This is a genomic window from Methanobrevibacter sp. UBA212 (assembly GCF_905233225.1).
Classification (GTDB): Archaea; Methanobacteriota; Methanobacteria; order Methanobacteriales; family Methanobacteriaceae; genus Methanocatella.
In genome coordinates this window covers 24808-50512 of sequence record NZ_CAJODJ010000001.1, presented here as the reverse complement: position 1 = coordinate 50512, position 25705 = coordinate 24808, and the positions used below count along the sequence as shown (strand labels likewise).

The 25705-nt window shown below is 32.2% G+C and carries 17 protein-coding genes; 2 read left to right on the top strand and 15 right to left on the bottom strand.

The genetic code is table 11. The features are described 5' to 3' along the window. Positions 1-38 precede the first annotated feature (38 nt). The 4 genes from QZ138_RS00170 to QZ138_RS00155 form a co-directional block, all read right to left on the bottom strand. Positions 39-2801: a hypothetical protein gene (locus QZ138_RS00170; RefSeq protein ID WP_292884712.1), complete on the bottom strand. Its 2763-nt coding sequence runs from the start codon at positions 2799-2801 to the stop codon at positions 39-41. 691 nt (positions 2802-3492) lie between these two features. Then, complete coding sequence (locus tag QZ138_RS00165; RefSeq protein WP_292884710.1) at positions 3493-3615, bottom strand: hypothetical protein; 123 nt, start codon at positions 3613-3615, stop codon at positions 3493-3495. A gap of 63 nt (positions 3616-3678) precedes the next feature. Then, positions 3679-4185, bottom strand: a complete 507-nt coding sequence (locus QZ138_RS00160; protein WP_292884707.1) for a flavodoxin — start codon at positions 4183-4185, stop codon at positions 3679-3681. 67 nt (positions 4186-4252) lie between these two features. Then, complete coding sequence (locus tag QZ138_RS00155; RefSeq protein ID WP_292884705.1) at positions 4253-5476, bottom strand: FprA family A-type flavoprotein; 1224 nt, start codon at positions 5474-5476, stop codon at positions 4253-4255. A gap of 62 nt (positions 5477-5538) precedes the next feature. Between QZ138_RS00155 and QZ138_RS00150 the strand changes: the two genes are divergently transcribed. After that, positions 5539-6204 carry a histidinol phosphate phosphatase domain-containing protein gene (locus QZ138_RS00150; RefSeq protein ID WP_292884702.1) on the top strand — a complete coding sequence of 222 codons (666 nt, stop codon included), beginning with the start codon at positions 5539-5541 and terminating at the stop codon, positions 6202-6204. Further along, the gene (locus QZ138_RS00145) at positions 6201-6668 is read left to right on the top strand and encodes a DUF2115 family protein (RefSeq protein ID WP_292601309.1); all 468 of its coding nucleotides are present in this window, start codon (positions 6201-6203) and stop codon (positions 6666-6668) included. Before QZ138_RS00150 ends, QZ138_RS00145 begins: the two co-directional genes overlap by 4 nt. Here the strand turns inward: QZ138_RS00145 and QZ138_RS00140 are convergent. From QZ138_RS00140 to QZ138_RS00090, 11 genes are all read right to left on the bottom strand, one after another. Further along, a complete protein-coding gene (locus QZ138_RS00140) occupies positions 6649-7617 on the bottom strand; it encodes a glycosyltransferase family 2 protein (RefSeq protein ID WP_292884699.1) in 969 nt (322 codons plus the stop codon). The genes QZ138_RS00145 and QZ138_RS00140 overlap by 20 nt on opposite strands. Before the next feature lie 118 nt (positions 7618-7735). Further along, on the bottom strand, positions 7736-9292 hold the full coding sequence (locus QZ138_RS00135) for a hypothetical protein (RefSeq protein ID WP_292884696.1): 1557 nt from the start codon (positions 9290-9292) through the stop codon (positions 7736-7738). Positions 9293-9514: 222 nt separating this feature from the next. Further along, positions 9515-11680: a bifunctional glycosyltransferase family 2 protein/CDP-glycerol:glycerophosphate glycerophosphotransferase gene (locus QZ138_RS00130; protein WP_292884693.1), complete on the bottom strand. Its 2166-nt coding sequence runs from the start codon at positions 11678-11680 to the stop codon at positions 9515-9517. A 102-nt stretch (positions 11681-11782) separates the two neighbouring features. Next, positions 11783-13906, bottom strand: a complete 2124-nt coding sequence (locus QZ138_RS00125) for a CDP-glycerol:glycerophosphate glycerophosphotransferase (RefSeq protein ID WP_292884690.1) — start codon at positions 13904-13906, stop codon at positions 11783-11785. 13 nt (positions 13907-13919) lie between these two features. Further along, positions 13920-15449, bottom strand: coding sequence for a CDP-glycerol glycerophosphotransferase family protein (locus QZ138_RS00120; protein ID WP_292884688.1), 1530 nt, complete (start codon positions 15447-15449; stop codon positions 13920-13922). A gap of 274 nt (positions 15450-15723) precedes the next feature. After that, entirely contained in the window at positions 15724-17676 is a 1953-nt protein-coding gene (locus QZ138_RS00115) for a right-handed parallel beta-helix repeat-containing protein (protein ID WP_292884685.1), read from the bottom strand. 177 nt (positions 17677-17853) lie between these two features. After that, positions 17854-18939 (bottom strand): acyltransferase, encoded by a 1086-nt coding sequence (locus QZ138_RS00110; RefSeq protein WP_292884683.1) that lies wholly within the window; start codon positions 18937-18939, stop codon positions 17854-17856. 413 nt (positions 18940-19352) lie between these two features. Next, the gene (locus QZ138_RS00105; RefSeq protein WP_292884680.1) at positions 19353-20672 is read right to left on the bottom strand and encodes a hypothetical protein; all 1320 of its coding nucleotides are present in this window, start codon (positions 20670-20672) and stop codon (positions 19353-19355) included. A gap of 347 nt (positions 20673-21019) precedes the next feature. Then, positions 21020-22840 carry a glycosyltransferase family 39 protein gene (locus tag QZ138_RS00100; protein WP_292884677.1) on the bottom strand — a complete coding sequence of 607 codons (1821 nt, stop codon included), beginning with the start codon at positions 22838-22840 and terminating at the stop codon, positions 21020-21022. Positions 22841-22891: 51 nt separating this feature from the next. After that, a complete protein-coding gene (locus QZ138_RS00095; RefSeq protein ID WP_292884674.1) occupies positions 22892-24556 on the bottom strand; it encodes a glycosyltransferase in 1665 nt (554 codons plus the stop codon). A 15-nt stretch (positions 24557-24571) separates the two neighbouring features. Next, complete coding sequence (locus QZ138_RS00090) at positions 24572-25705, bottom strand: glycosyltransferase (RefSeq protein WP_292884671.1); 1134 nt, start codon at positions 25703-25705, stop codon at positions 24572-24574.

Below are 25705 nucleotides of genomic sequence, written 5' to 3'. Positions count from 1 at the left end.
AAAAAGAAAAAATGTTATGTGGAAAAACATAACATCTACTAATTTTTGCGTCTAAGAGACACCGCTCCTAAACTAATTAATACCAATATTAATGCAAATAATGGATTTCCTGTAGCCCTTTCATCATATCTATGGCGCTTCTGATGGGTTTTAGCAGTATGATTTTTCCCAATATCATGATGCTTTTTGTGATGTTCCTCTTCTCCTTTTTCAGGATGATGCTTCATTTTTACAACATTGGTAGTGTTGGTACAGTTTTCGGTTATATTGGTAATATTGTTACCTGCCCGAACCTTATTGCTCTTTTTACCGGTAGCTGTAGTAATGAAATATAATATAAGCTCTTTTGTGCTTTCATTTACCTTTAAAACATCATTGTATTCCCATCTGTGATTGCCTCTATATGTCCAAGAGTGTGTCGGATCGACATAATAATCGTAGTCCATGCCACCACTGTATTCATTATCAACAATATAAACTCCAGTTATATCACATTCGCCCTCATTTTTAACGACGATTGTGAAACTGATTTCCTGGCCCAGGTAAACTTCTTTTTCATTAGAAATTTTTTCCACAGACATTTTTGGTATATGTCTTGTTCTTGTTGTATTAGTTGAATTTGATAAAGTAATATCCAAATAACCTGAAGTGACATTATTTCTTAATTCACCAACAGCACGGGTACCGAATATTATGATAAAGCTTGCATTTTCTCCAAGCCCCAATTCATGAGTCAATACCCATTTTCCATTATTTTTATATTCCCAATTACCTTTTTCCGCTTTCCAAGTATTGTAGACTAAACCTTCACTGTAGTCTATATCTTCAACAAAGACATCAGTGAGTTCCATATTTCCTGTGTTTGTTACTGTTATTCTAAACTGAACATCCTGGCCAACAAGGACTGTCTCATTTATTGTATCCTTTGTTACAGTTTCATTATATCTTGGTGTAAATTGACTACTTTTAAACAGAACCATATTCTGGTTATCTGTAGGTGTCAGGAACAACTGCATATCATATTCCATTTTTGTCCCATTCGGAAGGATATATGATGTCTTGTTGATAGCGAAGCTCGGATCATCGTTGAGTCTGAGGATTTCCCTCACAAAGGCATTGTCTGATTCCCAATATCTTGAATCTGAGAAAATCCAAATGATAGACTGTGTATCATACTGGTCATATCTGCCAGGATAAGCATCCTTCAGATAGAACATTATCTTGAGATAATCGGACACAAGACTTCTGTCGATTGAATTTGTGATATAACTTAAGTCAGAGGTAATTACTCCTTCAGTATGTGCAGGAAGGAACAAGTGCTGTTCAACACAATATTGATTGTAACCGGCATATTTACCGGATTCAATGAAGTGCTGGCTTGAATCCTGACCGTTTAATATATCAACCGTGAAATCATTTACCGCCTGTTGTGAAAATACAAGAGATTCACCTTCAGGAATGAAGGTTTCATCATCTATTTTGAATCCATCAACAACTACCAGGCTGTTTCCACCATGATAACCTACATTATCCTTAAATTCTGATTTAGCTATATCGAAGCTTAAAGAGAAGATTGCTCCTCCGTGATTAGCATGATTATACTGAAAGGTACAGTTCTTGATGTGTGAGTGACTTATTGAAAGTGCACCACCATAGTTATCCGCCGTATTATTGAAGAAAATTGAATTCAAAAAGTAATTGTCATTACTTCTATATCCAGTATTGATTGCTCCACCACCGTATCCGGTTGCAATATTGCCGTCGAATATACAGTGATCTGCAGTCATGTTATAATTACAGCAGATGGCTCCACCGTCAAATCCAAAATTTTCATGGAATCTTGAATTTTTAATGTTGACGTGATTACTAGGATATAAATCTGATGCTGTTTCGGCAACAGCCAAAATAGCTCCACCTTTAAGTCCGCTGTTGTGAGTGAAACTGCAATTATCAATATCCAACTTATGGGTGTTGGTAATTGCTCCTCCACCTTCATTAATCTGGTAGGAACCACTGTTAACTACAACATTATCGTTGAATGTCGAATCCTTAATGTTTGCATTTGAAGAGTATATCGCCCCTCCCAGCCCCTTGAAATCCAGGCTGGATGAAGAGTCCTTTGGTGTGTTTGTAGTAACTCTGTTTGAATCGAATGAAGACCCTGTCACTGTCAAGTCCTTTGCATAAATTGCACCGCCATGGTACAAAGCGTTATTGCCGTCAAAGTCACAATTATTGACAGTTATGCGTCCAGATGAAAATGAACCTGATGTGGCTATTGCTCCACCGTACTTTTCAGCACGATTATTTTCAAATTGACAGTTATTTACTGTTAAATCTCCACTGGTTAAAAGGACTGCACCCCCATCACCTTCGTTAGAAGTTTGTCCATCTACAAATCGTATATTATTCAATACTACAGATCCACCCTGCACATCAAACATACGTGCAAGATGACTTCCATCAATGGTACAGCCATTTCCATTTATTGTCAAACCGGAAATACTAATACCATCCTTTAAACTACTACTGTCCTTAGTAGAATCATATTTATAATTTCTAGCTAAGTCCACAACACCATCATGCTGATTGTTTATCAAATCAGCCTGCAAATCTGTGAATGAAGCGGTTTCTCCATCACCGATAATTTCAACATCTGTACTTTCATGAGTTATAGCTAAATTTTCGTCATTATTTACATCTGAATCCATTGAAACATTTTCAGCAGCTGAAACCATCCCAACGGACATAATTATCAGTATTAAAAATACCAATAAAACATTCAGTTTAACATATTTCATTATTTCCCTCAAACCGAGAGACCAAACCAAATATCTAAACCAAATCAATTTTCCATTCAATAATATAATTTAAGATTTATTTCAGTTTGAAACTTATACAAATAATATAATCTAATCATGATAATGCTTTAGCAAACGAAGTATAGCTAACCGAAATCAATTATATTCATTAATTAAAACACTAGACCAAAAAATACCAATCATATCAGTTAAACACTTATTTAACAGAAATTCGATTTTGTATTTTAATATTAGATTTGTTCAACTCAATAAACATAATATTATATTATTTAAATTTTCAGGAATAACAACAGTATTATTCCGTATTTATTATTTTTAAGTATTTTTTAATATAAACATTTCTATAAATATTTTCATTTATTATTATCCGATTTTTAAACAATATTAAAATTAAATATACAAAAATTCGTGATTTTTATTTAATAATATTGAATTTTTAAAATTATTATTAATTAGAATGCAGTTATTCCCAGATTAATTAAAAACTTTTTAATAAAACTGTGAATTTTATAACAACATAATTATTATAAACAAGCATATAACAAATAGTAAAAAAATGCCAATTAATCAAAATTTCAATTGAATAAATAAACAGAAAAAAAATCCTGCTTTTGATAAAAATTAAGAAAAGAACAAATTTAACAAAAAAAATTAAATGTTTTAGCAGAATTCATTTGTTCTTACAGCACCCGAAAAAGAAATTCTTTACTTTTTGAGTCTTGGATTTGCTCTTTTTCTTTTCCAGCTCTTGCCTTTCATGCATATGCCTTCTTGCTTCAGCCATATCACTCATGATTTTACCTCAAAGTAATTTAGTTATACCTAAATATTACTTTGGAAAAGATCATATATAAAGTTATTCATTAATCCAAGCTTCAACAGTTTCCTTTACATCATATACATTGGCGCCTGGAATTGACAAACCATTTTTTATGTCTGCACCATCGCACAATTTTGCCAAATCCTTCTGTGATGAGCCAAAACCTGATCCCTCATGTGTAACAAAGGGTTTTACGGTTTTGCCTGAAAAATCCAATTTTTCAAGTTGGGTAAACATCGGCATGGGAAGTGTGCCCCACCAGTTGGGAAAACCTATGTAGACAGTATCATATTCTGCGATGCTTTCCAAAGTTTCCCTGATTTCAGGCCTTGCATCTTCCTGCTGCTGCTTTTTGGCAACATCAATGCATTCCATGTAGTCTGCAGGATATTTGACTGCCGGTTCGACCTTGAAAAGATCTGCCCCGTCAAGTTCATGAATGTATTCCGCAATGACTTCAGTGTTTCCCTTTTCAATGTTTTTGAGTTCTCCTCCGAAGTAGTTTTCACCGCTTCTAGAAAAGTAAATTACAATGCTTGACATATTATCACCTTAGTTGCGAGTAACAACAATCATAATTTTAAAAAAATAATAAGAAATAGTCTATTGACTATTCTTTAATTGAACGGGCTAATTCTGCACCTTTTTCGAATGCTTCCGCTAAAACATCTTCATCAGGTACAAACAATACATCCAATGTATCGGTTACTGTAAATCCAGCTTCCTCAAGGTCACGTTGGAGTTTTGCAACAGCTCCTCCACCCCAACCTTTTGATGAAAAGATCAAAGCGCTTTTCTCACTGCCGGTTCCCTTGAAGTTCACGCAATCCAACCAGTACATCATGTTACCGATTCTTGGGAAAGGCTTGTTCATCATTGTAGGAGCACCGAGGGCAATTGCCTTGGAGTCCAGGATATCAGTAATCACATCATCCGGACCGTCTTCCTGCATGAAGTACATTACAGCTTCAACACCTTCGCTCATGATACCTTCAGCGATTTGATAAGCCAATTTCTCAGTTGAATGATGCATTGTATCGAAGATAACAGTGATTTTGTCCTTGCATACGCCTGATCCCCATTCGGAGTATTTTTCAACGATTGGAGCAGGGTTTTTCCAGATTTGACCGTGACATGGCGCAATCATCTTGATGTCATTGATCAAACCTGTGCTGGTCAATTCATCCAATTTCATCCTGAGCATTGGGGAGCCTAAAGTCACAAGGTTAGCATAGTATTTCTGTGCTTCCCTTAAAAGATAGTTTGTGTCATAATCCTCATCGAATCTTTTGGAATGAGCCACATGCTGACCGAATGCGTCATTTGAGAAGAGTATTCCCTCTTCTGCTAGCAGGGTGAACATGCTGTCAGGCCAGTGAAGCATTGGAGCTGAGATGAACTTAAGGGTTCTTCCGCCAATGTCCAATTCATCGCCGGTTGCAACAGCGTTGATTTCCAGATCACCGAAATTGTGATATTGGGCTTCCAAAAAGTTTATACAATTTTGTGATGCATATATTTCAGCATCAGGATTGTACTCTGCAATGGTTTGCCTTAAGAAAGTGGAATGGTCCATTTCAGAATGGTTTTGAACAAACACATCGATTTTGAAATCTTTGCCTTCCTGTTCGAATGCGTCCTTTACTCTTGCATCGAACTGTTCAAACATTCCTCTGTAAACATTATCAATCAATACGGTTTTTTCTTCACCAAACACCAAATATGCGTTATAGGTGGTTCCAGGAATTCCATATCCATGGAAAGTCCTGCTGTGCCAATGGATTACACCAACCCAATAAACACCGTCTGCCATTTTTACTGCTTTTGCTTTCATTTTTATACCTCAAAATTTTAGGTTGTATAAATATATATTCTATATTCTATATAAATTATTATATGACAAAAAGAATTGATTTACATATGCACAGCCTATTCAGTGACGGCGAATTACTGCCATCAGAACTTGCAAGAAGGGCCTTGAAACTAAACCATGAAGCAATAGCAATTACAGACCATGTGGATTGGTCAAATGTGGACACAATACCTGCCATTCAGGATGCAATTGATGACATCAACAGCAAATGGGACATTACTGTCGTTTTGGGTGCTGAAGTGACTCATGCCCCATGCGAATCAATTGACGGTATTGCAGAGCGTGCAAAGGAATTGGGCGCCAAGATTGTTGTTGTTCATGGAGAAACATTGAATGAACCTGTTACTCCCGGAACCAACAGGGCAGCAGTTGAGTCCAAACATGTGGACATTTTGGGCCATCCAGGACTGATCACCAGGGAAGAGGCTGAAATTGCAAAGGAAAATGACATCTATCTTGAAATTTCCGCAAGAAAAGGACACTGCCTTGGAAACGGCCATGTTGCAAACATTGCACGTGAAGTGGGAAACAAGCTGCTTGTAAACACCGATACCCACTCACCGGACAACATAATAACCTTTGAAAAGTCATACGAAATCGCATTGGGTGCTGGATTGACACACGATGAGGCAATGAAAGCTATTGTAGACAATCCTCGCGAATTACTTTCCAAAAAAGGCATATTATGAAAGCATCAAAATTACTGTCAATGATTAAAAAGGATTTAGAAAGTTATCCTATCGATTATTTAAGAAACAAGGTAACCGATCCAAGGTATAAGGATCCCCTAACCAAAAAGCTCGCCAAATACAACAGTGAAGTCTATGATGAAATTTTCGCTTTGGAAATCGCTGACGATTTTGAAATAAAGGACGGCGTCATAAAGAACATGCGGGCAGACATCGGCTTTTATTTTGAAAGGTATGCCGGAGGGGATGATGAAACCAAACGCTTCACCGAAAACATATCACTGTATCTGGCTTTGATTGCAAAAAAGCCGATGCATCCATTCAGTGAAGACAAAGGTGATGACGTATACCACTCAGACGGCGAGTACTACTGCAAACCACGCATGACAGCAATTCATGACGAAAGGTCACTCTGCAGATACTGCGTATGTAAAAATGTGGGATTCAGCGGGATGTTTTACTGAATTCCTCATAATCATCTGAATTCAAAACATCCAAAAAGAACCTCTTTTTTACAGGACCGAGTTGAGTCAAGAAGTCCTCATAATATTTTGTTGATTTAATTGCCTCGTAGTCCCTTTTAATCAAGTCAAACATGTGCGACTTATATTTTAAAGGCATGTCCCTTAAAGCAAATCGGGGACCATTGATTTTATAGGCAAGCAGGTCAAACTTGTATGCATCATACCATCCGTTTTCAATGAAAATCCTCATCAGCACCTGGCCGGCAGGCACAGTGTCAAAGAATTTCTCGTCAACCACATTGGTGATTGATGATTTATGCTTTCTTCTCACATACAGATGCCTATTGACAATTGAAATCCTTTCGGCCTTGAGATATACATAGTAAAAGAATGGCATGTCCTCAAAGAATATGCCTTCAGGGAATCTGGCATCGATTCTTTCGAGAAAACTCCTATTGTAGATTTTTTGACATACCCCAACAGACAAGTCAAAAATGGATCCTGGAGTTTCAATTGGTTTGAATGTTCTGTTTTTAAATGACTGAAGGGTCTTCAGCTCGAACCAGTCATTTTCATAGTATCTCTCGCCATCAAAATTGATCATCTTAAAAAAAGTCATATCCGCATCGAATTTTGTGATTTCCCCATAAGCGACTTCCAATGCATCGGAGGTGAACCAGTCATCAGAATCAAGATACATCACATATCTGCCTTGAGCTATCTTTAAAGCATTGTTTCTGGCCGCACCGGGACCCTGATTCGATTGGTTGATGAGTCTGATCCTATCATCTTTAAATGAATCGATGATATCCTTTGAAGAATCAGTTGACCCGTCATTTACAATGATTAGCTCAAAGTCTTCAAATGTCTGCACCAGAACGCTTTCAATAGATTTTCTGACAAATTCCTCACTGTTGAAAACCGGCAGAATAACTGATATTTCAGGCATAATGCACCACCAAAAAGTCAAAATGTAGATAAAATATCTGATTTAAAAAATAGATTAAAGAATTTCATGCATAGTTCCCTGACAATAAACATCAGAGAAATGCATGATTAAAATATTTTTATCTGTTATGAACGTTTTTCTTTCCAACTTTTGCCTTGTTTCCGGAAAATTTGGTTTTAATTACCTTTAAAGAACCGCTATGTTTAAATATTGCTCCACCGGTTGTAGCGCGATTCTTCTTGAATACACATTTGATTATTTTCATGCTCTTCTTCTCAAGCATGATTGCTCCACCAAGATGTTTCAATACTCCGCCGTTCTTTTTATTAACGGTCCATGATGCAACCTTTTTGGCAACATTTCCCTTGAAAAGACATTTGCTTATTTTTGACTTACAGTCCTGTGAGTAGAAAACACCACCCATTCCGGCTTTATTGCTAATGAATTTGCTGTTTTTAATGGTATATTTTGTCTTAAGGCCCATCCATATAACACCAGCACCTTTATATGCACTATTGCCCTTGAATTCACAGCCGGAAATTGTAACCTGAACCTTGTTTTTATTTATGCTGAAACTGTCCATAACTCCTCCGTCTTCATAAGCATGATTCTTATTGAATTTGGAATTTTTCATGACCAGTTTCTTTCCGGTATAGCAGATGGCTCCACCGTCTTCATAGATTGCCTTGTTCTTTTTGAAAACACATTTATTGATTGTTAAAGAATTGCATGTTAATCCATAAATGGCACCTGCCGCATTGGTAGCCTCATTACCTTCAAATGTACATCCAGTTAAAGAATTGCTTAAACATGAACTGTAATAGATTGCCCCACCACTGAATTGGAATTTGGTAGCTTTCTTATGACTTTTCAATGCTTTGGAAATACATTTATTCTTTTTAAAGACAGTGTTTTTTATTGATGAAGATCCCTTATTCATCCAAACTGCACCACCATAACCCTTTTTATCTGAATTTACGATTTTATTGTCACTGAAAATTGAATCGGTTATGGTCACCTTTGCATTGTAAGTAATAATTGCCCCACCCCTTAGATGAGCAACATTATTATTAAAGTTACATTTATTAACGTTTAATTTACCGCCGGAAAGGTAAATGGCCCCACCATTTTTAGTGCCCTCGTTACTAGTGAAAACACAATTCTGAAGATTCAAATTGCTGTTTACAGCAAAAATAGCTCCACCCTTATCATGTTTACCATTCTTTATGACAATGTTTTTTAGGGTTAATGAATGGCCGGACACCTTAAATATTAAAGATTTCTTTTGACCGTCAATGGAATGGCCCTGACCGTCGATTACAACATCATGTTTTATGACAAATGGTGTTGACACCTTAATATCTCCGGTTAGGTAAACATTCTTGTCACCACTGTTCAAATCATCAGTGAACTTTTCAATCGGAGATCCTGATGAACTGTCAGAATCAACACTTAAAAAAGCGTTTTCACTGTTATGCAATATTATTTCATCCTGAGAAACGGATAAAAATGAACTCTCATCATTTACAGAAATTTGATTATTATCCGCAGAAATAATATTATCATTTCCGTTTAATTCCATTGTACTATTATCATCTGATACCGCGCAAACCGCATTTGCGCAACAGAACAATAATAACAGCAACATTACTATTGAAAAATATTTAAATTTCATAATATTATCACCATTTTATACATATACTATTGTTAAAATGCTTTTTAAAGTTTTTGAATAATCCCATACATTAAAATAAGAACACCATTATAATTTTTAAAAAGATTTACAAACATTATCAAAAATTTAATGCAGAATGCCAAAAAATTATAAAAAGAGTCAACATTGACACAAATAATTTCAATGCATTGTTAACACAAAACTGGATGGCGACAGAAACAGCTATTTCCAAACCTTTTCAACAATTCTTTTTGAGGCATTGCCATCTTCAATACTGCAGAATCTTTCATAGAAGGCATCATATTTATCCTTATATTCCTCTTTTAAAGATTCGATATTTTTAATTGAATCAATTACCTCTTCAGTTGTTTTCAATAATGGGCCTGGAACCTCTTCATGAATATCAAGATAAAATCCTCTTAAAACATTCTCGTATTTTTCCAAATCATACGTATAATATAAAATTGGCCTTTTAAGGTTGGCATAATCGAAAAATACACTTGAATAATCAGTAATCAAAATATCTGCAACTAGATACAACTCCGCAATATCATCATATCTGCTTACATCAAAGGCGAAGTCTTCAACACCACTCAAATCCAGGTTATTTGATATGAAATAATGGGTTCTAACCAGAACAATATATTCATCACTTAAAGCTTCCTTAAGCTTATCCAATTCAAGCTGCAACTTAAACTTGACACTGCCAATGTCAACAAACTCGTCATCACGCCATGTTGGAGCATACAGGATGATTTTCTTATCATTTGGAATATTCAACCGAGATTTGATTTCATTGACCTTGTTTTCATCCGCATTATAGAGGATATCATTTCTCGGATATCCTGACTCAAAAATTTCCCTCTCATATCCGAATGAGCTTTTAAGGATATCTGTAGTATAGCGGTTCGGTGAAATCAGATAGTCCCATTCTTTTGACACGTCAATATATGAGTGCTTTAAGAATGGATCTCTTGTGTGGACATTGCCGATGTCGAGACCCAACTTCTTGAGAGGGGTTCCGTGCCAGGTTGAAACAATTATCTGGTCCTTTCTTTTGGCAAGCACAACTGATTGCCTTCCATTGATAATCCAATATTTGGAGCGTGCCACTTCCTTATAAAAATCCAGAGAAAATCTTTTTACCTTTTTGGGGTTTCCGGGAACCTTTACATTTTTATCGTTCAGGACCCAGACATAGTCAAATTCATCGGGATAATTCTCATACAGATATTCATACAGGTATTTCGGACTGTCTGAGTAGTAGTCTCCCCGAAAACTGCAAAAGATAATCTGCTTTTGATTAATTTCCTTTTTATTGAAAATCTTATAATATATTGCAGCCTTTATACGCCACATATTATCCATTTCAAGAAGCTTGCTGAAATTGATTCTTAATTTAAGCAGTTTCCTGAGTTTATTCTTGTCATGAGATTTTAAGGCTTTAAGCTCCCTTTTCTGGTAAAATGATAAATTTTTGAAATCCATATCGGCCATCAAACCAACCAGCATGTCAAAATATTCATTTCTCCATTTTTTATTGGGATTGGCATAAAATTTATCTGAAAAATTGGAGTAGTAATATTTAAAAAGCTTTGATGAGAATTCATCCTTCAATCTTTCAATATTGATGTTTTCAATCGCTTCTTTAAACTTTTCTGCATAAATCAGAAATGTATCCCCACCCATTTCATCATTGAGCGATTTCAAATTGATTGGGTCATCACGAATCCTTTTTGCATAAATCGCATTTTCAACACCGACAAATGACTCCATACGATTCAAGGCATCAATCATGAATTCATAGTCACTTTGATAAACGATTGATTCATCAAACAGCAAATTGTCAATTTTATCCCTTTTTATCAAACAATGCAATGCTGACAATATCTCAAAATCATTTGTCTTATCTCCAACAAGCAGTTTAAATGAAAATTCGTCATCAGATAATTTGTTTTTAAGTAATGGATATCTTTTCTTTTCGGCAAGCTTGTCAAGCTCTTCAGCGAATCTTTCCTTAATAAAGCCCGTATTGATTCTTTCACCATTTATAAAATCCGCATTGGTATTTTTGGCAACGTCAATGAGTTTTGACAAAGCGTCCTGATAGATGTAATCATCACTGTCGATGAAATAAACGTATTGTCCTTCAGCAATTTTTAATCCTTCATTTCTTGCTTTTGAAACATTAATGCTTGAATCGAAGGATTTTATGATGATATTTAAGTCATCATATTCTTTCAATAAATCGTCAACGCTTTCCCCAGCACCATTCAACACCAAAATTATTTCACAATCATCAATATTCTGTTCACGTAAACTGTCCAAACAGTCCTTTAAATATCTTTTAACCGTGTCAAATGGAATAATAATACTAATAAATGTCATTCAAATCCCAATTATTATTTAAAAATTTCTTTAAACCAAACTTCTTAATTAATTTTTGTATTGTACTTTATATATAGTTTTAGAAAATGAGAATATTGAGGTTCAATGTGGCCAAACCTTATCGACAACCCTTTTTGTTGCATCTCCATCTTCAAGACTGCAGTATTTTTCACAGAATTCTTCATATCTTTTCTTATATTGATCGTTAATATTATCCAAATCGCCTAATGCTTCAATGACCTCATCAGTGGTTCTCAATATAGGTCCCGGAACCTCATTGTATATGTCGATATAAAATCCTCTGAGTTCCTCTTCGTATCTTTCCAAATCATACATATAAAACAGCATTGGGCGCCTTAAATTTGCAAAATCAAAGAAAACACTTGAATAATCCGTAATAAGCACATCAGTTATTAGATATAATTCTGCAATATCGTCATAACGACTTACATCAACAGCAAAATGTTTATAGTCGTCAACATCCGAATCGGTTATCAAATAATGATTTCTAACCAGAACGATATACTCATCGCTGATGGCCTTTTCAAGCTTTTCCAAATCAAGTTTGAGTTTGAATTTTACCTTCCCCACATCATAGGAATCATCATCCCTCCAAGTTGGAGCATATAATATGACCTTCTTATCATCAGGCAAGTTCAATTTTTCCTTGATTTGACTGATCTTACTTTCATCGGCGTTAAACAGGATATCATTTCTCGGATAACCGGTTTCCAGTATTTCGCCATCATATGCAAATGCCCTTCTGAAGATTTCAGTTGAAAATCTGTTAGGGGAGATGAAATAATCCCATGCTGACGAATCATGAATATAACTATCTTTTGTTCGGGGATTTTGAATATAAATATTTCCCATATCAAAACCAAGTTTTTTAAGAGGTGTACCATGCCATGTGGAAAGTAAAACTTGCTGCGGTCTTTTAACCAGCCTGCCGGCCTGTCTGGTGTTTACAACCCAATATTTGGATGTTGCCATCAGTTTGTGATATTTCAGTGAAAACCGCTTTGTAGTTATGGGATTTCCAGGAATCTTAGTCTTATTATCATTTATCACCCAAACATACTCAAATTCATCGCCATAATGGTTATGCAGATATTCATAGATGTATTTGGGGCTGTCGGAATAAAAATCTCCGCTGAAACTTTCAAACATGATTCTTTTGTTGTTTATCGGGCGCTTGTTGTAAATGTTGTGATAAAGAGTGTGGTAAATGTTTTGAGGATGTTTAATGAAATTCAAAAGCCTGTTGCATGTTACCCTTATTTTTGAAAGCTTTATGGTCTTTTGCTTGTTTTTTGATTTCAATGCATTTAACTCAAAGTTTTGAATAAGATTGCCTTTAAAGTCATCGGCAATCCCCATGAATGCATCCAAAGCTTCAATCGGCTGCAGGTGATTTGTTTTTGAAAATGTGTAATAATAATATCCAAACATTTTTTGAGCCATTAATTCCTTAAACAGATCTGATTTGATGGCGGTTTTGGCCGCCTTATACTCCTCAATTGATTTGAAGATATAATCGTCACCGATTTCCTGATTCAATGAGGGCAAGTTTATAAAATCATCACTGATTCTTTTGGCATATACCGCATTTTCAACACCTTTAAAGGAATTGATCCTGTCCAGCAATTCCACCATAAACGGATAATCTGCGAAATATTTTTTTGACTCGACAAATTTTAAATCTCCGATTACATCAAGTTTAATCAAAGCATGAAGAACAGACAATACCTCAAGGTTATCATTTTCGCCAATGACAAGACGCATTGAAAATTCCTCATCGGAATACTTATTTTTCACGATTTTTGCATTGTTTACGCTGAACTCTTCGGAAAACCTGTTTTTTATATAGTATGTTTCTATTCTTTGACCATTGATAAAATCAGCACCTGTTTTTTTAGCACACCCAACAAGTTTTGAAAGGCCATCCTTATAGATATAATCATCACTGTCTATAAAATAGACATATTCTCCGCTGGCCATTTCTAATGCTTCGTTTCGTGCTTTGGAAACGCCCATCTCATCGGCATATGTTTTCACTATAATATTGTCAAAATCACTGATTAAATCATCAATATTTTCAACTGCCCCATTAACAACGAGTATAATCTCAAAATCACTTAGATTTTGCTCCCTTATACTTTCAAGGCAGTCTTTAAGGTATCTTTTACCTTTTTTAAATGGAATAATTATACTTAGAAAAGTCATATTTCACACAGGTTTATTTCTTTTTAATGATATTAAACATTTGAGATATTTCATCACTGCCGTCTGTCAAATCAATGAACTCATCAAAATGAACATCGGGAAACTGTTTTTCAAACGATCTTTTAAGAAGTGCCTTTGAGTTTTTCTTCTCAAAAAGAGCGGGCGTTAAATCGAATCTGAATGGAAGGATTTCAATACTTTCAGGAATAAGTTTAAAAATTCTTTCATGATTATTTGAAATATTGTCGTCCCACTGCTTATATGTTAAAAATGAGTCAAACCCATCTACATCAATTTGATTCAACTTATCAATTAACGAATCATTAAGGTTTCCGGCATAAATCAGAAGCCTTCTATTATCGCCTGAAACATGTTTGACAATGGAAGAGTTTTCCCCTTTAATAATGGTCCTTAAAATGTTTTCAACCGCATCGGGATTGTCATATTGACAGAACTTGTCAATGAATTCGCTGTCATCATAATCCTTATCCGAATTCAATTCCCTGACCAGATCATCAACATTGGTGACTTTTGGAAACGGCAAATCCTCAAGCGGAAAGTAAAATCCCCTATAGGATTCATAATCTTCTTCATCATAGCTGAACAGTATGATTTTTCTTTTCGTATTTGCAAAGTCAAAAAACACGCTGGAATAATCCGTTATCAAAACATCCGCCATATTCAAAACATCATAAACTTCATAATCTTTGGGAAATGCTCTAATATGATCAAATTTTGAAAAGTCAATTTGTGAAGCATTTAAAACATGCAATTTAGCAAACAGAATCTGATTCTCACTTAATCTTGAATCAATCTCATTCAGATATTTTTCAACATCATCCCTTTGGCCTTCGTCATTTCTATCCATCAATACGCCTCGAAATGTAGGCATATAAACAAATATTTCATAATCGTTTAAATTCAGGTCTGATTTCAGTTGGGACTTTGTGAAAAAAACAGAGTTGCGGGGATATCCCTCAAGCAATATTTTGCCGGGATAGATCTTTTCAATCATATATGCATTGAGCATCTTATCCATCATGTAGTCATTTGGATAAAGCAGATAATCGCTGGACAAAAGAGGATGCTGCACATTTCCAACTCGATGCTGCTCAGCCACATTGTCCCTGCCCATTACCTTTAGTGGAGTGCCGTGCCAGGTATTTACAAAAATCTGACCCTGTCTTTTAACGTATTTTGGCCTTATTCCGGAATCGGTGAAAATATACTTTGCCTTTTCCAGGGTTTTGGTTGCCGTCGCCTCCTTGGTAATGATTTTATCTATCTTTAAATTGTAATTTTTCTGAAAAGCCCTTATTTTATCTACAACATGAGGCTTTGCATGAACATGAACCTTAAAATCCCCATATTTTCCGGTTGATAACTCCTCAACAATTCTGAATATGTTTCCGGTGAAATCCAATCCGTCACGGGATTCCAAATAAATCAGGTCATTATCCAAATCGCTATTGTAATATGTGTTATAAATCATTGAATTTACAGCACCATCTTTTAAATTAAGCAATTTAGATTTAAAACCCATTTTCATCACAAAAAAAATTATTATCAATAATAGTCATTATTTATGAGACTATTCATATCATTTACAGATAATGATTTAGAAAGCGAGATTAATAAAACTTTGTGTTATTTTGAAGATAGTGAAGCAATATTGGCGAAATTGAGAATATTTATTTTTTCATTGATTATCTGAAAAGACAGAAAACGAGAAAAAATTAAAAAATCAAAAAAAGAGAAAATAGATGGATACAGCGAAGATTGCATCAATCATAACTGTACCTACCATCTAAGGACAATTATTTAACTTTAACATATAACTTGTTATTGATATTGTAATTGGTATTATTCAATATAACAATGATTTTATGCTTTGCCCTTGTTAATTTGGAAGTTTTAATGTTCAAAACTCCTTTGGAGTTTGTTTTAATCTTGTATACCTTGCATTTTTTGCCTGTATAAACCTTCACTGTGAATTTTGTCTTCTTGATGAGTTTCTTTGTTGCCTTGTTTTTGATTGTCAGTTTGATTTTTGAAGGCTTTTTGACATTCTTCGAATATGTTATTTTAGCCTTGTCCTTTACTTTAGTCCAGGATTTGACAAAGGAAACTCCTTCACCGATTGAAACTGTGATTTCGGATTTGGCTATATTGACCTTGAAAGGTACAATGAATGAAGCATATCCGTTGGAATCCGCTTTTACCCATTTGGAAGTATGGGATTTCGGTCCTGTAATCTTGATTTTTACATTTTGCTTTACGGACATCTTCCAAAGGGAAGTCAGCTTAACCTTTATTTTGACACTGCTTGAAGTGTAGGTGTACTGATAAACCTTGACGGTGAATCCTCCGTAAACCTTTGCAGCTGTACCGGCAGTATTTTTTGAATAGGTTAGTCCGGACATCTTGAAAGACTCGCTGGTTGAATATATCGCTCCGCCTTTTGATATTGCATCATTCTCTACAAATGAAGAAGAAGAAATTGTGTTTCCCTCACTTGTAAGGTACAGGCTTCCACCGTTATTGGCTGAATTTTGATTGAATTTGCAGTTTGATATTGTGATAGGGTCATTTTCAGAAAAGATTGCCCCACCATTCTTTGCAGCATTGTTTGAAGTGAATTTGCAGTTTTCTATCTGGAATTCTCCGAAATCAGCAAATATTGCTCCACCATGCTTTCCGGCATAGTTCTGATTGAAGTTACATTTTGAAACCTTTACCTTTCCCAAATCTGAATATATTGCTCCTCCATAGTTTTTGGCATTGTTTGAAATGAAGTCACAATTCAGAATGTCCACATTTGAAAAATACTTTCTGTTGAATACCTTTATTTTGATTGCAGCACCGGAAGTTCCGTAATTTTCTATGAATTTACAGTTCTTGATTGTGGAGGATATGCATGCATCCAGTTCCAGCACTCCCCCTGAATGGGTGTTAATATTGTATCTGAAGGTGGAATTATCTATTTCATTGCTTCCCAGCTCATCGGTATAGATTATTCCACAGTTATATACCTGATTATATTCAAACAGGCAACTCTTTACAAGCAATTTGGATAGCTTGTATTTTACATCATTAAAACTGACAACAAGAATTGTTGACAGGTATGCATTGTTGTTTCTGAATGTTGAGCGGTACAATTCCAGATTGGATCCGATACGGGTAATGATTGCGCTGCCCATACCAGCCTTGAATTTGGCCCATTCCAAATCACTTTCACGAACTGCAGTGTTGTTTTCAAAAAGAGAGTCATAAATCTTGACATCCGTTTCGCTTTGGGCATTTAATGCTCCTCCATCGGAATTATAAACTGTATTGTCCTTTAAAATACAGTTTATAAGAGTCAGATTAGAGTTTTCTCCTAAAAAGATTCCTGCACCGCTGCTGTTGGAATATGCATTTTTAATTATGAGGTTTTTCAAGACAACATTACAAAATGGTCCTATATAAAATCCTCTTGCAAGATTTGAACCGTCGACACAGGAATAGTCTTCACTGCCTGAAATGGTGATGTTTTTTGATATTTTCACACCATCTATCAGTTCTTCGTCTTCTGTATCATTAAATTTATAATCATCAGTCAGATTTAACGTACCATCATTTTCTGTTTCGTTTATCTGGTCACTTAAATCCGAGTATGTTTTTGTCGCATTTGAGTTTACATCATGATTATCTTCAGCATGAACAGCCGCCATGCCTATAAATATAAATAAAATAACACAGATTAAAATTGTTTTTTTATTTAAATTCATCAAATAATCCCTCAATTTTTATATTTTTTACCGGATATGTCAAAAATTGACATTATCCGAAATATGTTTTTTAAAAGAATATGTTTATTTTAGTATATAAAGTTAATTCCTTTTATTTAAAGGCATTTTGAAAAATTTAAGGGTTTTTTAAAAAAAAATGTAAAATAAAATTTAAGTTTATTTAGCCCCAATGATACCCTTGACATAAGGTACCCTGTTCAGGACTGCCAGAATTCCCATCGATCCGAATAGACCTATCAGAACTGATACAATAATCAATAGACCATAAGGCATGGTTGCTTTCGGCAATGCATATCCGGATATGAAGATAAGTGGATAATGAACCAGATAGATTCCATAACTGTATTTAGCCAAGCTTGAAAGCAATTTTCTGAATGCATTAAATTTAACTTTCAAATTGAATTTTGAGAAATTCTTGAATATTATAAATAATGAAATGGCAATCAATGTATTGAATATTGAATATCTTTGGAAACATGAAATATTGGTCGGAGATGACCTTAAATACCCGATATATGTGGATAATGCCGCTACAACAATCAGAACAACCAAAGCAAGATAAGGGTTGTTCAAGAACTTCCTTTCAGTGTATCTCAGATAATATCCGCATACAACCAAACCTATAGGGCTTAGGAAATAGCTAAGCTTGATAGGGAAAGCTTGGTTTAGAGTAAAACTGAATATGCATGTTATCAACCAGAAAACGAGGAAATATTCAGCTTCCTTTAAGTCCGCATGCAACAGCCATCTGTTGAAAACCGGCATGATCAGATAGGTTCCAAGAATCATCCAGAAGAACCAGTTTGCATTAAAACCATAAACTTCACCCATAAATGCACCGACTACAAAATTGCAGAGGTAACCTAAATCATATGCCTTTACAACATGACTGATGCCTACAAGTGAAAGTATTATGAATATTATGATGAAAATTATATTCCAGAATGCAAAGGGATAAACAATCCGCGGAATTCTTTTTGACAGGAATGGCTTGATTTCCCATTCACGGCCCAGTGACAGCGCACCTGACAGCATTAAAAAGAGCAAAACACCAACTCTGACTGGATTGTAAATTATCTGTGATACCATCCAGCTCATTGTAGGGCCTACCCATGCATTATAAATCAAATATTTGTATAGTGTAACAGTGTGAACAAGCACTACACAGGTAATAGCCAATGCCCTCAGGGCATCAAAATAAAATATTCTCTTTGATTTTTTTTTCGTGCCATTTTCCGCCATACTATCCTCTGTCATTTATTTCTTATTTTAATCACTTATAAACTTATTGATAATTAATATTATCATAATTATACAGATTTACACAGAACAATATCACGAATTTAACATATGGATAAATTTAAAATTGTAATATTGCCAATGATAACAAAATCTGTCCCGTTTGAAAACAGTCCTACTTCAACACACATAAACCCTCATAGGAGATACATTGACATTAGTCTTTGGAAGATATTCAATACTATCAATATAATCTGAATCGATTAGATTTTCGAATTGATAATTAAAATTTAAAGTCAATTCATCATCTAATTCATTAATCTCATTAAGTTAAATTCGAATAAGAATCAGTATCATTTTCAACACGGATAACATTTAATGTTAAACATATAAATAATATTTTTAATAATTTATAATCAAACTCCATTTAAGTTAAGTTTTCTTTGTTCTCTTCTACCATATCTTTCATAATGAAGTAAAGGATTCATTCCATGCTGTTTTACATCAGGATTACACATATGATACTCATCAGTGCTGAAATTAGGACCCGGATTGTATCCTTTTGTATAACCTACATGCAAATAATGGTAAACAGGATCATCATAACCATTTAAATCATCATAAGTCTGCAAATACCAATCTTTATCAAAATATGGTGAACTTGAAATTAAATCATAATCATTTTGATGTTGTTCATCAGTTAAACACATTCTTCTTTTTTCTTCTCTGCCAAATAACTCATAATGGACCAAAGGATTTTCCAAAACCCTTTTAACATCATTATTGCACTCAAAGTATTCATGTGTACTGAATTTAATACTTGGATTATACCTTTTTTTATATCCGATATGTAGATAATGATTGACTGGATCTTTATCTTCGTCTAAAATATCATAGGTGCTCTCATACCACTCCCTATCAAAATAAGGAGAGTTCAAAATCAAATCATAATCTCGTTTATTTTTTTCTTCAATTGAAAATATTCTATTTTCTTTTTTTCCATATTGCTCATAATGAATCAAAGGATTCAAACCTTTCAATTGAACATCCCTATTACAGGCATAATAATCCTCGGTATTGAACTTAGGGCTAGGACTTAATCCCCTTTCAAAACCAATTAACAAGAAATGAACAACAGAATCTGTATTTTTTTCTAATTTGTAAGTATCTCTATACCATTGATCATCAAATAAATCTGAATTTAAAACTTTAAAATAATCATTCCATTTAGGAAAAACATTGCTAAAATTAGTTTCTTTTAAAAAATAATAAAATTTATTTGCTTTCCGCCTATATAACTCATTTAAAATAAATTTAATTTGATTATAAATTGACATTTCTACAATTGTGAAAACTCCTTCATACTGCTTTAATTCATTTTTATAATCTTTGAATGTGAAAATATAATCAAAATTTTCTAGATAAATCCATTTATCTAGATTATCTTTTACAATCGCAATTTTAACAATAGACTCATCATGCTTTAACATTTCAGGGTTAAAATCATAATCCTCACAAATAACAATTTGTTTGGAAAAAATACTACTTTTCTTAAAAGAAATTCTTAATTTAAATTTCTTAATTAAAATAAGAATCAACTCAGTTGTAAAATCTTCAACCTGTTCATAGTCTTTTAATTCCTGAAAATCAACAAAATTATGTCCTAATAAATCATCATCTTTTGTAAAATATGAAATATTGAATGATTGATAAATATGTTTATAATCATATTCCATTACATCATAAGTAAATAAGTAATGTTTAGTATTTTTTTCTTTTAAATATTTTTTTAAAGCTGAATCTCCCGCAACTAAACTAAATAAATTATTTTTAATTGATATAAAATCACCAGTGAATTGTTAATTAAATAAATTTAATTTAAACCTTACATAATTATATAATCATCATAATATTTAAATTTAAAAATGATATCATCCAAATTTACAAAATATTTCTACTTACGATATTGATAATTTTTCTTCTAAATAATACTCAATATTTAATATTTTAATACTATTGTTTCCATTTTATCAGTAATCTGTAATTTTCAAAAATTTTATAAACCGGAATAAAATCACTAAATTCAATATACTCTCTCATAGAGACGATATTTGCCCTTATGGTAAACCTCTTTATAATTTTTATCATCCAGTTTTTTTACTTCCAAAATTAGATAATCGTGATCATCTGGATTAAATTCCGTTACATCTTCTCCCCATTTTAAAATATCTTTATTTAAATACCATTCAAAAATTCTCAATTCCCTATATCCCATGAAACTTTTAGATTGATAATCATCATCATATTCTTTTATAAAATTACAAAAATCAATTCTATCTAAACCATCCTGATTTATTTCCACAGTATTGGTAAAATTAAATACCATAACTAAACATAGGACAATTAAGATAATTGGAATTACCTTAGATAATTTAATTCTTAAATCTGATTTTGAATTTCTTAAATAATTAAAATTGTTTGACTTAAGTTTTTCTTTTAAACTATTTTCATCATCAAAACCAGTATTTATAAATTCTAAAATATAATCAAGAGCCAAAATTACAAAATAAATTAATGCTGGAAATGCAGGTAGTAAATATCTAACACATTTTATATTAACATAAGATACAACAACAAGATAAAATGAAAACAAAGCAAAGCACATTATAGATAACGAAAATTTATCTTGATTAATTGGTAAATTTCTACCTAATGACATTAATATAATACATATTAACCATAAAGCCATTAAGGTAATTAAATAATTAAATTTGAATCCGAATCTAGATACAATTGCTAAAATAATTATTATACTCAATAATATCCCAAAAGAAAATTTATTTCGATATTCAATATGTTTAAAATTTACTTTGAAAAAATTATAATTTTTAATATAATTTATACATTTTAAAAATATTCCACCAAACAATATCCCCATTATTAAATAAGCAAATGGTGTTGCATCATTAAATATTTCAGTGAAATTTTTATCAAAAGAAATCCAATTACAAGATAGTAATTTTAAGAAATTTTTAATATAAAATAATTTATCATTAATTTTATTTACATCCACTGTACTAGAATACCCCTTAATTGATCCACCCGCCATTGAAAAATATGAGATTTCTGGGTAAAAACCTAATAACAATTTGAAAATAACTAAAAATATTATTACTACAAGAATTGTTGATATAAATATCCATTTAAATTCATTACTCTTAAAAAATGATAAAATTTTCATTTTAAAAGCAGTTCTATCATGAAAAAGAGATTCAAATAAGTTTACTAAATCATGATTTTTTAAAATATATAATACAATTATACTTAAAATATACGCCGTTGCAAATCTTGTGAAAAAAGATACACAAAACATTATAGCAACCAATAAATAATATTTATAATTTTTATCAACTGCCGCTACTGTAAAAATTAGCGTCCATAATATCATAGAAACGGCAGGAACATCAAGCATTCCATTTGCAAAATAGTACAATGATAAAGATAGGCTACTGTATAGAATTGCTCCTAAAAAACTGAGTAAATTTGAAAATCTTATTTTTAAAAAGGTGTACATACCAAAAATTCCAAAAATTCCAAAAATTCCGGTTACAACAAAAATAGAGTTAATATTTACAAAACCCATTCTAAAAAGTAAAGAAGTGAAAAATATAATCACCGGAGAATTTTGAATCCAAAACCCACCTAAAAGATGATTTGAATTTAGTCCCGCAAGTTCAAGTGAACCAGCTAAATATGCATAAATATCTGGATTGAATGCCCCTCTAGTTTGATGAAATTGAATCATGAAAAACATTAGCAAAATACTAAAAAAAGATAGTAAAATTAAATATTTTTTATCACTATGATTGATATTAATATCATTGCATAATCTATTTAAACTCAATTAATCACTCCCAATATATTATTGTTTATTCATGACCATTTAAATATCTTATTAAAAATCAGAATGATTATAAACCTTTATTCCAGAAGCATGATATATTTTAAGATTTAAAATCCTGCGAATGTACTCAGAAATGAAAAACATGAATTCATCACTTTGTTTAAAGTTTAATGCATTGAAATTAATTTTTTCATAAATATCTCTTCTTAAATATGAACAAAAAAATGAAGAATGCATTAATTCTAAAATTTCCCCATTAAAAAATACTGGCAATTGCAAAATATTATCATAAGGAGCAATATCTAACCAATAGTCATCATGTGCATGAGGTGCATATTTTTTAATCAAATGAGAATCTTTAATTAATTGATTAGAAACAATTAATCCACAATCTGACAAATCATATGCATATCTTTGCATTAATTCAATTGCTCCAGCTGTTAAAATTGAATTTTGATTTAAAATTAAAATATCTGAATTGGGATTAGAAGATTGAATTCCATTAATTAGTGCATCTGAAAATCCTAAATTATTTTTTTCAGTTATTATTGTTGCATTTTTCTTAAATTTTTCAATTGATATATTTATATTGTTATTTGAAATAATTATTTTAATATTTTCTAAATTCAGTGCTAAAATTGAATTTACACATTCCTCTAAATTATGATCATTATCATAAATTGGGATAATTATATCAACATTTTTATTTAATTTATTTTGTTTGTCTGAAAATTTTAGTTGATTTTTTTCATAAACCTTATCCCTATTAGCAGGAGTTGTATCTAATTTACGATTATTTGCTACTTTTAAATAGTACTTTGATAATAAAAATGGAATTGAGTATAATTTATAATATTTATTTATTTTCAATATCAAATCCCAATCTTCACCTATCGCCAAATCTTCATCAAAACCAGAGACTTTTTCAAGCACATCTTTTTTATGAACAAAACAATTAATATCAATGTAATTTTGATTAAACAATAATGATTTATTCAAATGTCCAAATAATACTTGAGATAACTTTGAATCATAAAAATCATATCTTTTTTGAGCTGAATAAATTGCATCTGCATCCGGAAACTCAATAAAAGCACCAATTGATGCTTTAAGATAATCTTTATCAAAAAGATTGTCAGAATCTAAATAAGCAATATAATCTCCATTAACTTCATTTAATGCAATGTTTCTAGCCCCTGATGCATCTTTGTTCTCAGTATTATATATTATATTGACTTTTTCGTGAGAAATCTCCTTTAATAATTCTGTAGTTCCATCAGTACTTGCATCATCAACTATAACCAACTCAAAATTTTCATATGATTGAGATAAAACAGAATTTATTGCATTTAATACAACATCCTTTCGATTAAATACTGGCATTATAACTGAAATTAAAGGTTTTTTAATTAATTTATCAACTTTTGAACATAAATAATCGCCAATTAATTCCATAAATTCAAAGCAACACAATTGATTATCTGTAAAAGGAGCATTTATAAATGGTGAATAATATGAACTGATTAAAAAACTATTAAAATCAAAATTTGATTCATGATTTTTAATTTCATTATCCTTAAGGATTTTTTTAAGTTCTGAAATTTCATTATTTAAATTTTTTTGATTTTTAATTAAATTTTCATATTCATTTTTATAAAAATTATACTTATCACTTCTATTTAAAATTTTTTCCTTATACTTTTTAGAAAATTTCATATTAAAACTCCATGATTAATTTAAATTTTTTAACTCTGATAATATCTCATCCGCCCGATTATCAAAAGTATGATTTTTAAGAACAATTTTTTTTCCTTTTTCTGCTATTTTTATTCTTTCTTCATCATGAGTTAGATAATATTCCAATTTACTATTTAAATCATCTACTCCATCATAAGTTACAACATTTCCTTCAAATAATGTTTCGGCTGATGGAATTTTATCAGATATTACAAAGGTTCCACATGCAAGTGCATCAAAAAGCCTATTTGATGGAAAATCCAGTTCTCTCATAGTTTCCCAGTGGTCATTTAATAGTATTTTACAAGATGAATAATATTTATGCAACTCTTCATTAGGAATAAAAAATCCATTTACATATTGCTCATCAATGAATTCCGGCCAACCTCTACCATAAACTGCTACATCAAAATCTGTTTCCATAATATCTTTTATAATTTCTCTATAAAAACCTCTTGTTGAGCCTACAAATAAAATATCCTCAGATATAGAATCATCATACTCCGAATAAAAAATATCTGGATCAGTACATTGCAATAATGGTTTTACAGTTGTATTCAACTCCTCAGACAACTCATTAGCATACCTTATAGAAGAAATAAAACAAATATCAAATTGTTCGTACTCTTCTTTTCTTATTTTTTCCGGATCATAAATATTCCACATGACATTTATTGCATCAAACATTGGAGTAAATTCATATTTTCCCCTTAAAATGATATTTATATCCGCTTTAACAGTTGTATCATACCAATTTTCACGTTCATGAATCAAAACATTAAAACCCTTTTTTTCAAATGATTTTTTTAAAGCAACAGCAAAAAAATAATCTCCCCAATGATGATGACCAACAGGATTAGGAGTTTTAATTGCTATTGTCAAATCAGAATATTCCTCATCGATAAGTTTTTTCATGATAATTGGCTTTGAAAATTTTCCCAATCTTTTCTGCAATTTAATAATTTCATCATAAGAGCTTGATAAATTCTTATTTAAGATAGTATTTTCATTTTTAAGTTTTTTTATCTCTTTAATACTTTTTTTGTATTTTTTTTCTATTTTTTCATAATTATTTTTATAATAATTATAACTGTTACTTTTATCCAATACTCTATCTACAAACTTCAT